Origin of the sequence: Klebsiella sp. MPUS7 (assembly GCF_009905335.1) — a bacterium.
Lineage (GTDB): Bacteria > Pseudomonadota > Gammaproteobacteria > Enterobacterales > Enterobacteriaceae > Klebsiella > Klebsiella grimontii.
This window is the reverse complement of the sequence record NZ_CP047604.1, coordinates 3,446,841-3,460,174: the sequence shown is the minus strand read 5'-3', so window position 1 is coordinate 3,460,174 and position 13,334 is coordinate 3,446,841. Positions and strand designations below refer to the sequence as shown.

General features: G+C 56.6%; 13 protein-coding genes. 12 read left to right on the top strand and 1 reads right to left on the bottom strand.

What is annotated here, in order from left to right; translation table 11 throughout:
- Positions 1-2: 2 nt before the first annotated feature.
- From yceG to ptsG, 5 genes are all read left to right on the top strand, one after another.
- Positions 3-1,025: a cell division protein YceG gene (gene yceG / locus GUC22_RS16175; protein ID WP_004132351.1), complete on the top strand. Its 1,023-nt coding sequence runs from the start codon at positions 3-5 to the stop codon at positions 1,023-1,025.
- Complete coding sequence (tmk, locus tag GUC22_RS16170; RefSeq protein ID WP_004132353.1) at positions 1,015-1,656, top strand: dTMP kinase; 642 nt, start codon at positions 1,015-1,017, stop codon at positions 1,654-1,656. Before yceG ends, tmk begins: the two co-directional genes overlap by 11 nt.
- The gene (gene holB, locus GUC22_RS16165; protein ID WP_064342464.1) at positions 1,653-2,657 is read left to right on the top strand and encodes a DNA polymerase III subunit delta'; all 1,005 of its coding nucleotides are present in this window, start codon (positions 1,653-1,655) and stop codon (positions 2,655-2,657) included. Before tmk ends, holB begins: the two co-directional genes overlap by 4 nt.
- Before the next feature lie 10 nt (positions 2,658-2,667).
- Positions 2,668-3,462, top strand: coding sequence for a metal-dependent hydrolase (locus GUC22_RS16160; protein WP_101868396.1), 795 nt, complete (start codon positions 2,668-2,670; stop codon positions 3,460-3,462).
- A 297-nt stretch (positions 3,463-3,759) separates the two neighbouring features.
- Positions 3,760-5,193 carry a PTS glucose transporter subunit IIBC gene (gene ptsG / locus GUC22_RS16155; RefSeq protein ID WP_004132359.1) on the top strand — a complete coding sequence of 478 codons (1,434 nt, stop codon included), beginning with the start codon at positions 3,760-3,762 and terminating at the stop codon, positions 5,191-5,193.
- 102 nt (positions 5,194-5,295) lie between these two features.
- Here ptsG and fhuE read toward each other — a convergent pair whose 3' ends face one another.
- Positions 5,296-7,479, bottom strand: coding sequence for a ferric-rhodotorulic acid/ferric-coprogen receptor FhuE (fhuE, locus tag GUC22_RS16150; protein ID WP_370512574.1), 2,184 nt, complete (start codon positions 7,477-7,479; stop codon positions 5,296-5,298).
- 353 nt (positions 7,480-7,832) lie between these two features.
- Here fhuE and hinT point away from each other — a divergent pair, with 353 nt between their 5' ends.
- The 7 genes from hinT (at position 7,833) to GUC22_RS16115 (ending at position 13,175) form a co-directional block, all read left to right on the top strand.
- Positions 7,833-8,189, top strand: a complete 357-nt coding sequence (hinT, locus tag GUC22_RS16145; RefSeq protein ID WP_004112181.1) for a purine nucleoside phosphoramidase — start codon at positions 7,833-7,835, stop codon at positions 8,187-8,189.
- Positions 8,190-8,194: 5 nt separating this feature from the next.
- Entirely contained in the window at positions 8,195-8,569 is a 375-nt protein-coding gene (locus GUC22_RS16140) for a YcfL family protein (RefSeq protein WP_004131416.1), read from the top strand.
- 12 nt (positions 8,570-8,581) lie between these two features.
- Complete coding sequence (lpoB, locus tag GUC22_RS16135) at positions 8,582-9,217, top strand: penicillin-binding protein activator LpoB (protein WP_004131417.1); 636 nt, start codon at positions 8,582-8,584, stop codon at positions 9,215-9,217.
- On the top strand, positions 9,198-10,016 hold the full coding sequence (gene thiK / locus GUC22_RS16130; RefSeq protein ID WP_101868429.1) for a thiamine kinase: 819 nt from the start codon (positions 9,198-9,200) through the stop codon (positions 10,014-10,016). The genes lpoB and thiK overlap by 20 nt, the downstream gene beginning before the upstream one ends.
- 31 nt (positions 10,017-10,047) lie before the next feature.
- Entirely contained in the window at positions 10,048-11,058 is a 1,011-nt protein-coding gene (gene nagZ, locus GUC22_RS16125; protein WP_155552354.1) for a beta-N-acetylhexosaminidase, read from the top strand.
- A 36-nt stretch (positions 11,059-11,094) separates the two neighbouring features.
- The gene (gene ycfP / locus GUC22_RS16120) at positions 11,095-11,637 is read left to right on the top strand and encodes an alpha/beta hydrolase YcfP (protein WP_004132365.1); all 543 of its coding nucleotides are present in this window, start codon (positions 11,095-11,097) and stop codon (positions 11,635-11,637) included.
- A gap of 233 nt (positions 11,638-11,870) precedes the next feature.
- Positions 11,871-13,175, top strand: coding sequence for an NAD(P)/FAD-dependent oxidoreductase (locus GUC22_RS16115; protein WP_024359539.1), 1,305 nt, complete (start codon positions 11,871-11,873; stop codon positions 13,173-13,175).
- The last annotated feature ends 159 nt before the right edge of the window (positions 13,176-13,334 follow it).

The following is a 13,334-nucleotide window of genomic DNA, read 5'->3' as shown; positions in this document are numbered from 1 at the left end:
TCATGAAGAAAATGTTACGTTTCATCCTGCTGTTGGTGGTGGTGCTGGGCATTGCCGCGGGCATCGGTATGTGGAAAGTTCGCCAGCTGGCGGACAGCAAGTTGCTGATTAAAGAAGAGACTATCTTTACTCTTGCCACCGGAACGGGGCGCCTGGCGCTTGGGCAACAGCTGTATAGCGATAAAGTCATTAACCGACCGCGGGTTTTCCAGTGGCTGCTGCGCATAGAGCCTGAGCTCTCCCATTTTAAAGCCGGAACCTATCGCTTCACGCCTGATATGACGGTCCGCCAGATGCTGCAGCTGCTGGCCAGCGGCAAAGAGGCGCAGTTTCCGCTGCGCTTCGTTGAAGGGATGCGGGTGAGCGATTACCTGCGCCAGCTGCGCGATGCGCCTTACGTCAAGCATACGCTGGCGGATGATAGCTATGAAACCGTCGCGAAGGCCCTTGATCTCGAGCATCCTGACTGGGTCGAAGGCTGGTTCTGGCCGGATACCTGGATGTATACCGCCAATACCAGCGATGTGGCGATCCTTAAGCGGGCGCATCAGAAGATGGTTGCCGCGGTCGATAAAGCCTGGGAAGGGCGGATGGAGAATCTGCCGTATCACGATAAGAACCAGCTGCTGACAATGGCCTCGATTATCGAAAAAGAGACGGCGGTATCGGACGAGCGCGACCGCGTCGCATCGGTATTTATCAACCGTTTACGGATCGGTATGCGCCTGCAAACCGATCCGACCGTGATTTACGGGATGGGTGAGAGTTATAATGGCAAGTTGACGCGTAAAGACCTGGAAACCCCAACCGCTTACAATACCTACGTCATAAACGGCATGCCGCCGGGACCGATCGCCGCACCGGGCGAGGCCTCGCTAAACGCCGCCGCGCATCCGGCGAAAACGCCGTACCTTTATTTTGTCGCGGACGGGAAGGGCGGACATACGTTTAACACTAACCTGGCCAGCCATAACCGCTCGGTCCAGGACTATTTGAAAGTACTTAAGGAAAAAAATGCGCAGTAACTATATCGTCATCGAGGGCCTGGAAGGCGCAGGGAAAACCACCGCGCGTGATTGTGTGGTAGAGACGCTAAAACAGCTGGGCGTTAGCGATATGGTGTTTACCCGCGAACCGGGCGGCACCATTCTGGCCGAGAAGCTGCGCAGCCTGGTGCTGGATATTCAGTCCACCGGCGATGAAGTGATTAATGATAAAGCGGAAGTGCTGATGTTTTACGCGGCGCGCGTACAGCTGGTGGAGACGGTTATCAAACCCGCTCTGGCGCGCGGTCAGTGGGTCATCGGCGATCGTCACGATCTCTCAACCCAGGCTTATCAGGGCGGCGGTCGCGGAATTGATCAGACGATGCTGGCGACCCTGCGTGACGCGGTACTGGGAGACTTTCGTCCCCATCTGACGCTTTACCTTGACGTGACTCCGGAAGTCGGCCTGAAGCGCGCCCGCGCCCGCGGTGAACTTGACCGAATCGAGCAGGAGTCGCTGGATTTCTTTAATCGTACCCGCGCGCGCTACCTTGAACTGGCGGCGCAGGATCCCACTATACGCACCGTTGACGCTACCCAGCCGCTGGAGGCCGTGAAGCGCGACATTCGGGCGGTAGTGAATCAGTGGGTCGCGGAGCAAGGCGCATGAAATGGTATCCGTGGTTACGCCCGCCCTTTGAACAGCTGGTTGCCAGCTATCAGGCGGGGCGCGGCCACCATGCGCTAATGGTTCAGGCCCTGCCGGGCATGGGTAGCGATGCGCTGATTTATGCGCTTTGTCGCTTTCTGATGTGCCGCCAGCCGGAAGGGCATAAAAGCTGCGGTCATTGCCATAGCTGCCAGCTGATGCAGGCCGGCACCCATCCAGATTATTATGCGTTGACCCCGGAAAAGGGGAAGAGCTCGCTCGGCATCGATGCCGTGCGCGAAGTGAGCGAAAAGCTCTATGAACACGCCCGGCTGGGCGGCGCGAAGGTGGTGTGGATCGGCGATGCCGCCATGCTGACCGACGCGGCGGCAAACGCGCTGCTAAAAACGCTGGAGGAGCCGCCGGAGAATACCTGGTTCTTCCTGGCCTGTCAGGAACCCGCGCGCCTGCTGGCGACGCTGCGCAGCCGCTGTCGGTTATTTCACCTCGCTCCGCCTTCAGAACGCTACGCGCTGGCGTGGTTAGAGCGAGAAGTGACAATGTCACAAGACGCGCTGCTCGCGGCGCTGCGGCTGAGCGCCAACGCGCCAGCGGCGGCGCTGGATCTGCTTCAGGAAGCTCACTGGGCACCGCGGCAGCAGCTTTGCCAGATTCTCGGAAATATTTTAACCCACGGCGACTGGCTGACGCTGTTGCCGATGTTAAACCATGAACAGGCCGCGATTCGCCTGCACTGGCTGGCATCGCTGCTGGTCGACGCGCAAAAAAGGCAGCAGGGGATTACCCTTATCAGCAATCCTGATGTCTGGCCTCTGGTCAATCAGCTGGCCGCTGCGCTGCCGGCGGCGCGCCTGCAGGCGATCGCGCGCGACGTCAGCGCCTGCCGCGAGCAGCTGCTGAGCGTGGTCGGCATTAATCGCGAACTGCTGCTAACCGAGCGCCTTCTGCGCTGGGAACATTACCTGCAACCTGGGGCGGTCCTTCCCGTATCCCATCTCTGAGAGAGACATCATGTTTTTAGTCGACTCCCATTGCCATCTCGATGGCCTGGATTATCAAGCGCTGCATAAAGATGTGGACGATGTGCTGGCAAAGGCCGCCGCGCGCGATGTGAAATTTTGCCTGGCGGTTGCCACGACGCTGCCGGGATACCGCGGTATGCGCGAACTGGTGGGCCAGCGTCGCGACGTCGTTTTCTCCTGCGGCGTGCATCCGTTAAACCAGGATGAAGAGTATGACGTTGAAGAGCTGCGCCAGCTCGCCGCAGAGGACGGCGTGGTCGCGATGGGCGAAACCGGGCTCGATTATTTCTACACGCCGGAAACGAAAGCGCGTCAGCAGGCGTCCTTTCGCGACCATATCCGTATAGGTCGGGAGCTGAATAAACCGGTTATCGTGCATACCCGCGATGCCCGCGCCGATACGCTGGAAATTTTACGCGAAGAAAAAGTGACGGATTGCGGTGGCGTACTACACTGTTTCACTGAGGATAGGGAGACCGCGGGTAAGCTGCTGGATATGGGGTTCTACATCTCGTTTTCCGGCATTGTGACGTTCCGAAATGCGGAGCAGCTTCGCGATGCTGCGCGCTATGTCCCTCTCGATCGCCTGCTGGTAGAGACCGATTCGCCGTATCTGGCGCCGGTACCGCATCGCGGTAAAGAGAACCAGCCGGCCATGGTCAGGGACGTCGCCGAGTATATGGCGGTGCTTAAGGGCGTATCGCTGGAGCAGCTGGCGCAACAGACCACGGAAAATTTCGCTACGCTTTTTCATATCGACCCCTCCCGGCTGCAACCTCTCTGATATTGCTTATTATTTTAAGGCTCGTAATTAATAGCCAAAGCGAGTAAAGTTCACCGCCACAAATGGGGCGGTGAAGGTTTTTTGGCAACATTCAGACACGAGTTATGTAAACCAATGTAAGTTTTTAATGGATGTCTGATTGAAACGTGATAGCCGTCAAACAATCATCCCGGTAATTATTTTACTCTGTGTAATAAATAAAGGGCGCTTAGATGTCCTGTCCACGGCGCGGTTCTCCCCCCGAGCCAATGCGTGAAAACGTAAAAAAGCACCAAATACTCAGGAGCACTCTCAATTATGTTTAAGAATGCATTTGCTAACCTGCAGAAGGTCGGTAAATCGCTGATGCTGCCGGTATCCGTACTGCCTATCGCAGGTATCCTGCTGGGCGTCGGTTCCGCAAACTTCAGCTGGCTGCCAGCCGTAGTTTCCCACGTCATGGCGGAAGCGGGCGGTTCGGTCTTCGCTAACATGCCGCTGATCTTTGCTATCGGTGTCGCACTTGGCTTCACCAACAACGACGGCGTATCCGCTCTGGCATCGGTCGTCGCTTACGGCATCATGGTAAAAACCATGTCCGTGGTTGCACCTCTGGTCCTGCATTTACCTGCTGAAGAGATTGCGGCTAAACACCTGGCGGATACCGGCGTACTCGGCGGTATTATCTCCGGTGCCATCGCAGCGTACATGTTCAACCGCTTCTACCGCATCAAGCTGCCTGAGTATCTGGGCTTCTTTGCGGGCAAGCGTTTTGTGCCAATCATCTCCGGCCTGGCAGCGATCTTCACTGGCGTGATCCTGTCCTTTATCTGGCCGCCGATCGGTACCGCAATCCAGACTTTCTCCCAGTGGGCTGCTTACCAGAACCCGGTTGTGGCGTTCGGTATCTACGGCTTCATTGAACGCTGCCTGGTGCCGTTTGGTCTGCACCACATCTGGAACGTTCCTTTCCAGATGCAGATTGGTGAATACACCAACGCAGCCGGTCAGGTCTTCCACGGCGATATTCCGCGCTACATGGCAGGCGACCCGACCGCGGGCAAACTGTCCGGCGGCTTCCTGTTCAAAATGTACGGTCTGCCGGCCGCTGCTATCGCTATCTGGCACTCTGCTAAACCAGAAAACCGCGCGAAAGTGGGCGGTATCATGATCTCCGCAGCGCTGACCTCGTTCCTGACCGGTATCACCGAGCCGATCGAGTTCTCCTTCATGTTCGTTGCGCCGATCCTGTACATTATCCATGCGATTCTGGCAGGCCTGGCCTTCCCGATCTGTATCCTGCTGGGTATGCGTGACGGTACTTCGTTCTCTCACGGTCTGATCGACTTTATCGTTCTGTCCGGCAACAGCAGCAAACTGTGGCTGTTCCCGATAGTCGGCATCTGCTATGCGATCGTTTACTACGTGGTGTTCCGCGTGCTGATCAAAGCGCTGGATCTGAAAACCCCGGGTCGTGAAGATGCAACCGAAGACAGCAAAGCTGGCGCCACCAGCGAAATGGCCCCGGCACTGATTGCCGCTTTCGGCGGTAAAGAGAACATTACTAACCTTGACGCATGTATCACCCGTCTGCGCGTCAGCGTGGCGGATGTGGCGAAAGTTGATCAGGCTGGCCTGAAAAAACTGGGTGCCGCAGGCGTGGTTGTTGCAGGTTCAGGCGTTCAGGCTATTTTCGGTACCAAATCCGATAACCTGAAAACTGAAATGGATGAATACATCCGCAGCAACTAAGTTGTGATATGGGGAGACTAAGGCAGCCAACTGGCTGCCTTTTTTAATGGGCATCCGGCATCAAAAAGGGAGCCCGGCGGCTCCCGTGACGTTGACTGCTTATCAGAATTGATAGCTGGCCGTTATGCTGAAGTTGCGCGGTTCGCCGTAGACAATTGAACCATCGATGTTGGTGTCGTAGGTTTTGTCGAACAGGTTATTGACGTTACCCTGCACAGCAAAATTTTTAGTGACCTGGTAGCGAGTGAACAAATCAACCAGCGCATAGCTGCCCTGTTCCGCACGGAAGGTGCCGTACGGCGTAGCAGTGTCTTTATATACCCGGTTCTGCCAGTTTACGCCGCCGCCGATGGTCAGCTCAGGCATTACCGGCAGACGGTAGCGGGTAAACAGCTTGACGCTGGTACGCGGCAGGTTAGGGTTCACCGCATTGCCTTCATTGTCTTCAGCGACAAAACGCGTCGCCCCGAAGGTCATCTGCCAGTTATCGGTGAGCGCGCCGTTGATTTCAAACTCCACCCCTTTGCTCACGGTACCGTCGACGGTTTTATAGGCGGCTTCGCCGTTGCTGCCCGGGATTTGCCCGCCGGTCGCCTGGCCAAGATTATCCTGCTCAATACGGAAGAGGGCGAGAGTCGTCGTTAAACGGCTGTCCATCCAGTCGGACTTCAGGCCCACTTCATAGTTGTTTCCGGTAATCGGGGTCAGGTATTTACCGGAACTATCGCGCTTGTTCTGCGGCTGGAACACGGAGGTATAGCTGGTGTAGGCCGACCAGTTGTCGTTGATGTCGTAAACCAGCCCGGCGTAGGGGGTGGTATGGTTTTTCTCCATGTTGTAGGTCAGCGTCTCGATACTCCAGTTGTTATAGCGGACGCCAACGATCAGATGCAGCGTGTCAAGCAGGGAAAAACGCGTCGCGGCATATACCGATTTCATTCGCGTGGTATCGTCCTGTGCCAGGCTCTGCGGGCCCCAACTGGTCTCAGGGAAACTACTGCTATTAAAGTTATTGAAGATGCCAATCTCATCGGGGAACACGTTGGCCCAGGCGCTGAAATAGCGGTTATTTTGCTTGCTGTAGCTGGCGCCGATCATCAGGTTGTGCTGGCGACCAAACAGGTCGTAGCCGCCGTCGGCGAACAGGTCAACGGCGTCGACCTTACGCTTGCCGCTGTTCCAGCCGGTACCGCCGACGTAATCATAGCCCGGACCGTAGCTGCTATAAGGACCCACCAGCATTCCGGTCGCTTTATTGACGTACGCGTCCACGTACATCATTTTGCTGTCGAATTTGACCTCGGAATGGGTGGCATTCATCGTCGCCTGCCAGGTCTCGGCAAAGCGCTGTTTCAGCGTGACGAAGATTTTGTTGATCTCTTTATCGTTATAGGCCCAATCCGGGGCGGTGCTGCGGGCGCGGTCATAGCGGTTGCTACTGCCATCGGTATTCCAGCGCGGCAGACCACCCCATGTCGGGCTATTCACGTCGATACGCTGATACTCGTAGCCGGCGGATAAAGCGGTCGATGTACCGAGATCGGCATCAAGAATGCCGGAGAAGAACGTTTTTTCGCTGTTGTAGCGATCCAGCCACGAGTCATTGTTTTGATAACCCGCGATAATGCGCGCCCTTACGCTGCCATCGTCAGTCAGCGGGCTTTGCATATCCGCAACGTAGCGCTGCTTATCCCAGCTGCCATACTCCGCCGAGACCTCTCCCTTGAACTCCCGGCTGGTCGCGTGCTTGCGGATCATATTGATCGACGCAGCAGGATTGCCGGTACCGGTCAGCAGGCCGTTAGCGCCGCGCACGACCTCAACCCGTTCGAAGAGAGCCATATCGGAAAGCGCGTCGCCCAGATTCCAGCGGGATTCAAACCAGGTCGGAATGCCATCGACCATATAGTTGTCTATCTCAAAACCGCGGGAGTAGTAACTGGTGCGGTCGGAATCCGCCTGGCTGCCGCTGATCCCCATGGTATGCTCCATCACATCGCCCAGGGTTTGTAGCTGTTGATCCTGCATCCGCTGCCCGGTGATGATGCTGACCGACTGCGGAATATCGCGCTGGGCCATCTCCATTTTGGTCCCGGCTGAGGTGGTTCTGACGCTGTAGTCCTGTTCTTGTGTATCCGACGCGCTATCTGAGGAACCTTCTACAATGATAGTGTCTTCGGCGGCGCCGGCTGCCTGGCTAAGGTTTGGAAACAGCGCCAGCGCTATGCCTACAGCAAGCAGGGACGGCGCGGTTCGCCCATCCCGGGAATTGGTGGAGAGAGACATCATAAACCCTTGATCATTCAATAGTTGTTATTCGCTGCGGCGCTATGGCCGCGGTCGATTGTCAGCGCACTGCTTTTATTGTGAATACAAATGAGAAATATACGCATTAATATTTAATGTGTAAACAAGGGTAAAAATAGCGGTGCGCAGGCCGCTTTCGCGAGCGCGGCACCGCATGCCGCTGAGAAACGCTTAATCCGTCAGCAGCTAAGCGCTTAGTCGCGTAAGAAAAAACGCATTCAGGTTGAAAGAGGGGGAGTAACTCGCTCATACTCTTAGGGGAATCCTGTGCATCCGCGTTTACCTGCAGAGGCAGGCCAGAGCACGGTATAAAAATTATTAAGGAATCAGTCATGGCAGAAGAAACGATTTTCAGCAAAATCATTCGCCGGGAGATCCCGTCGGATGTGGTTTATCAGGATGAGCTCGTTACCGCTTTTCGCGACATCTCTCCGCAGGCGCCAACCCATATTCTAATCGTTCCCAATATCCTGATTCCCACCGTCAACGATGTGACCGCAGAGCATGAGCTTGCCCTGGGACGCATGATGACCGTTGCGGCGAAAATCGCCCGCGACGAGGGGCTTGCCGACGATGGCTATCGCCTGATCGTCAACTGCAATCGCCACGGGGGCCAGGAGGTCTACCATATCCATATGCACCTGCTGGGCGGTCGTCCATTAGGCCCGATGCTGGCTCATAAAGGTTAACATCCATGCGCGCAGCCCATTTCGGCGCACTTCTGGCCGTGACGTTACTGGCCGGGTGCGGTTCGCATCCGGAAATTCCGGTCAGCGATCGGCAAAGTCTGGTGATGGAATCAAACGTACTGGCGGCGGGAATTAGCGCTGAAGTACCGACGGTGACCGCATCCGAGATTCAAGCGACGGCGACCACCAGATTGTTCAATGAACGCCAGGTGCCGGTGACCGTGCATTATCGCTTTTTCTGGTATGACGCCAGGGGGCTGGAAATGCATCCGCTGGATCCGGCGCGCAGTATAACGGTTCCGGCGCACTCTTCCGTTACGCTGTATGGCAGCGCCAATATTCTGGGGGCGCACAAAGCCCGACTTTATCTTTATCTGTAAGAGGTAATCGTAATGATTAAACTATGTCGCTATGCATTAGTTACCGCACTGGCGATATTCCTTGCCGGATGCGTGGGGCAACGTCAGGAACCCGCTCCCGTTGAGGAAGCGCAGCCGAAGCCGCAGCAGCCGGTTCAGCCGCAGCCGACTGTGCCGACTATTCCCGCGATCCCTACGCAGCCGGGGCCGATTGAACACGGCGAGCAGCCAGCTCAGCCCGCGCCGCGCGTACGTCACTTTGACTGGAGTTCCGCGGTGCAGCCGATGATCGGGCAGATGCTGCAGGCCAGCGGCGTGAATGCGGGGAGTATTTTGCTGGTCGACAGCGTCAATAACCGCACCAACGGCACCCTGAATGCCGGTGAGGCCACCACGGCGCTGCGCAACGCGCTGGAAGGCAACGGAAAATTCACCCTGGTCTCTCAGCAGCAGCTGGGCGTAGCCAAACAGCAGCTCGGCCTGTCGCCGCAGGATAGCCTTGGCAGCCGCAGCAAAGCGATGGGCATTGCGCGTACCGTTGGCGCACAATATGTGCTCTATTCCAACGCGACCGGCAACGTCAATTCACCTGAGCTGAAAATGCAGCTGATGCTGGTACAGACCGGCGAAATTATCTGGTCAGGTAAAGGTGCAGTTCAGCAACAATAAGCTTACGCGCGACGAGGTGCTGTCGCGCTTTTTCCCGCGCTATAGGCCTGTCGCCGCGCTGTCCCAAAACGGGCTGAGCGGCGGCAGCTGCATTCTCAGCGATGGTCTGCAAAGGCGGGTGCTGCGCCAGCCGCACGATCCGCATGCGCCAGCCTGCGATTTTCGCCGTCAGTATCATGTCCTGTCACGCCTTCCCGATTCCTTAGCGCCCGCGCCGGTTTTTTATTCTCCCGCCTGGATGGTGGTGGAATACTGCGCTGGCGACGTGGTCAACGCGTTACCGGAGTGTCCGGCGCTCGCAGGGTTACTGTATCATCTGCACCGGCAGCCGCGCTTTGGCTGGCGTATCGCGCTGCGGCCGCTGCTTGAGCTGTACTGGCAACAGTGCAGCCCCGCGCGGCGTACGCCAAGGTGGCTGCGCTGGCATAAACGCCTGCTGCGTCGCGGCGAGCCTCGGCCGCTGCGCCTCGCCCCGTTACATATGGATGTCCATGCGGGCAACATCGTTCACGGCGAGGCGGGGCTGCGGCTGATTGACTGGGAATATGCGGGCGATGGCGATATCGCGCTGGAGCTGGCGGCGGTGTGGATCGATCCCGCCGCGCATCGTCGGCTAGCCGCAGAATACGCGAGACAGGCGAGCATCGATGAGCATCAGCTCTGGCGGCAAATTCAGCGCTGGCGTCCGTGGGTGCGGCTGCTGATGGCGGGCTGGTACGAGCGGCGCTGGCAGCAAACCGGCGACCGGCAGTTTATTGCGCTGGCGGATGAGATATGGCGCCAGTTAGACAAAAAGTAAAAGGATAAGAGAGGTGGGTGTGGGTCCGGTAATGTTGGATGTCGAAGGTTTTGAACTGGATGCGGAAGAGCGTGAGATTCTGGCGCATCCTTTGGTTGGCGGGCTGATCTTGTTTACCCGCAACTATCACGATCCGGCGCAGCTGCGCGAGTTGGTTCGCCAGATCCGCGAGGCTTCGCGCAACCATCTGGTGGTGGCGGTAGACCAGGAAGGCGGGCGCGTGCAGCGTTTCCGTGAGGGTTTTACCCGTCTTCCCGCAGCGCAGTCCTTCGCTGCGCTGCTCGGCATGGAGGAGGGCGGTAAGCTGGCCGCAGAGGCCGGCTGGCTGATGGCCAGCGAAATGATCGCCATGGATATTGATATCAGCTTTGCGCCGGTGCTGGACGTTGGGCATATCAGCGCCGCTATTGGCGAGCGTTCTTATCACGACGATCCTGACAAAGCCCTGGCGATAGCTCGTCATTTTATTGACGGCATGCACGCTGCGGGCATGAAAACCACCGGTAAGCACTTTCCGGGACACGGAGCGGTGACGGCCGATTCCCATAAAGAGACGCCGCGCGATCCGCGCGCGGAAGCGGAAATTCGCGCCAGAGATATGTCCATCTTCCGTACGCTGATCGGCGAGCAGCGGCTGGACGCCATTATGCCCGCCCACGTTATCTACAGCGACGTCGACCCGCGCCCGGCCAGCGGCTCCGCGCATTGGTTAAAAACGGTCCTGCGCGGCGAGCTGGGCTTCGATGGGGTCATCTTCTCTGACGATCTCTCGATGGAAGGGGCGGCGATTATGGGCAGCTACGCCGAGCGCGGCCAGGCATCGCTGGATGCGGGTTGCGATATGATCCTCGTCTGCAATAATCGTAAGGGTGCGGTCAGCGTGCTGGATAACCTGTCGCCGATCAAAGCAGAGCGTGTTACGAAATTGTATCATAAAGGTTCCTTTAGCCGTCAGGCGTTAAGGGATTCCGCCCGCTGGAAGACGATCAGCGCGCAGCTTGAGCAGCTTCACGCGCGCTGGCAAGAGGCGAAATCCGCGTAATAAACCTGAAAGGCGTTGTTGTCTGGTGAGGATGCGATGATTATCTATTTACATGGTTTTGACTCAAACAGCCCCGGTAACCATGAGAAGGTGCTTCAGCTTCAGTTTATTGACCCCGATGTTCGGTTGATTAGCTACAGCACGCGGCATCCCAAACATGATATGCAGCACTTATTAAAAGAGGTCGATAAGATGCTGCAGCTGAGCGCCGACGATCGGCCGCTGATTTGCGGCGTGGGTCTCGGCGGTTTCTGGGCGGAGCGAATTGGCTTTCTTTGCGATATCCGCCAGGCCATTTTTAATCCAAACCTGTTTCCCAATGAAAACATGGAAGGGAGGATTGATCGGCCGGAAGAGTATGCGGATATCGCTACCAAGTGCGTTAACAATTTCCGCGAAAAAAACCGCGACCGTTGCCTGGTGGTGCTGTCACGCCAGGACGAAGCGCTGAATAGCCAGCGTTCGGCGGAGCTGCTGCACCATTACTATGAGATAATCTGGGATGAAGAGCAGACCCACAAATTTAAAAACATCTCCCCGCATCTGCAGCGAATAAAGGCCTTTAAAACCCTCGGCTGATCTCCTCCCGGCCCGCGATGTGCCAACATCGCGGGCTTTTTTTATCGATTTTGCGATTTCACGCTCAAAAAATATGCAGTAAAACTTGATGCATATCAATTTTGGTATGACCAATGCACCGTTCATGTTATTCTCGATCCCGCTGAATGGTTTCACTGCCGTAACCTGTTGTTAATTAAAGGTTATATGTATAACTTTTAATTAACAATTGGTTAATAATTTTAGGGGGTCGCGTGACTACACCATTGAAAAAAATAGTGATTGTGGGTGGTGGTGCCGGTGGGCTGGAGCTGGCTACCCAGTTGGGGAAAAAGCTGGGCCGTAATAAAAAGGCCAAAATTACGCTGGTCGATCGTAACCACAGCCACCTGTGGAAACCGCTGCTGCATGAAGTGGCGACCGGTTCACTTGATGAAGGTGTAGACGCGCTGAGCTACCTTGCTCACGCCCGTAACCACGACTTCCAGTTCCAGCTGGGGTCGGTGGTGGATATTAACCGCGAAACCAAAACGATCACCCTTGCCGAGCTGCATAACGAGAAGGGCGAGCTGCTGGTGCCCGAGCGTAAGCTGCCTTACGACACGCTGGTGATGGCGCTGGGAAGTACCTCGAACGACTTCAACACGCCAGGCGTGAAAGAGAACTGCATTTTCCTCGACAATCCGCATCAGGCGCGTCGTTTCCACCAGGAAATGCTGGACCTGTTCCTCAAGTATTCGGCGAATCTCGGGGCGAACGGCAAGGTGAATATCGCTATCGTTGGCGGTGGCGCGACCGGTGTCGAGCTGTCGGCCGAACTGCATAACGCGGTGAAGCAGCTGCACAGCTACGGCTATAAAGGGCTGACCAATGAAGCCCTGAACGTCACGTTGGTTGAAGCCGGTGAGCGCATTCTGCCCGCGCTGCCGCCGCGCATTTCCGGCGCCGCGCACAGCGAGCTGACCAAGCTTGGCGTTCGCGTACTGACCAAAACCATGGTCACCAGCGCCGATGCTAACGGCCTGCATACGAAAGAAGGCGAATTTATCCACGCTGACCTGATGGTCTGGGCGGCGGGGATTAAAGCGCCGGACTTTATGAAAGAGATTGGCGGTCTGGAAACCAACCGTATCAACCAGCTGGTGGTTGAGCCGACCCTGCAAACGACTCGCGACGCGGATATCTACGCTATCGGCGACTGCGCGTCCTGCGCCCGCCCGGAAGGCGGTTTTGTCCCGCCGCGCGCTCAGGCCGCGCACCAGATGGCGACCTGCGCTCTGTACAATATTGTGGCGCAGATGAAAGGTAAACCGCTGAAAGCTTATACCTATAAAGATCACGGCTCGCTGGTGTCGCTCTCTAACTATTCCACCGTTGGCAGCCTGATGGGCAACCTGATGCGCGGTTCAATGATGATCGAAGGGCGTATTGCGCGTTTCGTCTATATCTCTCTGTATCGCATGCACCAGATTGCGCTGCACGGTTACTTTAAAACCGGCCTGATGATGCTGGTTGGACGTATCAACCGCATTATTCGTCCGCGCCTGAAGCTGCATTAATGTCTATGGGCGGTAAAGCCAGAAGGTTTTGACCGCCCGTTTTCCTGTCGAATGATGAGAACAATTGACAGAATATCCTCCTGCCCTTCCCGGAAAACCCTCTCAGATTCCTCCGAATCCCATTGATTTGCCGTACGTTCACGCACTTTTCATCCGCTT

What these genes read in the sequence shown, in the direction of transcription:
- yceG (WP_004132351.1), top strand. Translation starts at nt 3, where the DNA reads ATGAAGAAAATGTTACGTTTCATCCTGCTGTTGGTGGTGGTGCTGGGC.
- tmk (WP_004132353.1), top strand. Translation starts at nt 1,015, where the DNA reads ATGCGCAGTAACTATATCGTCATCGAGGGCCTGGAAGGCGCAGGGAAA.
- holB (WP_064342464.1), top strand. Translation starts at nt 1,653, where the DNA reads ATGAAATGGTATCCGTGGTTACGCCCGCCCTTTGAACAGCTGGTTGCC.
- GUC22_RS16160 (WP_101868396.1), top strand. Translation starts at nt 2,668, where the DNA reads ATGTTTTTAGTCGACTCCCATTGCCATCTCGATGGCCTGGATTATCAA.
- ptsG (WP_004132359.1), top strand. Translation starts at nt 3,760, where the DNA reads ATGTTTAAGAATGCATTTGCTAACCTGCAGAAGGTCGGTAAATCGCTG.
- fhuE (WP_370512574.1), bottom strand. Translation starts at nt 7,479, where the DNA reads ATGTCTCTCTCCACCAATTCCCGGGATGGGCGAACCGCGCCGTCCCTG.
- hinT (WP_004112181.1), top strand. Translation starts at nt 7,833, where the DNA reads ATGGCAGAAGAAACGATTTTCAGCAAAATCATTCGCCGGGAGATCCCG.
- GUC22_RS16140 (WP_004131416.1), top strand. Translation starts at nt 8,195, where the DNA reads ATGCGCGCAGCCCATTTCGGCGCACTTCTGGCCGTGACGTTACTGGCC.
- lpoB (WP_004131417.1), top strand. Translation starts at nt 8,582, where the DNA reads ATGATTAAACTATGTCGCTATGCATTAGTTACCGCACTGGCGATATTC.
- nagZ (WP_155552354.1), top strand. Translation starts at nt 10,048, where the DNA reads ATGTTGGATGTCGAAGGTTTTGAACTGGATGCGGAAGAGCGTGAGATT.
- ycfP (WP_004132365.1), top strand. Translation starts at nt 11,095, where the DNA reads ATGATTATCTATTTACATGGTTTTGACTCAAACAGCCCCGGTAACCAT.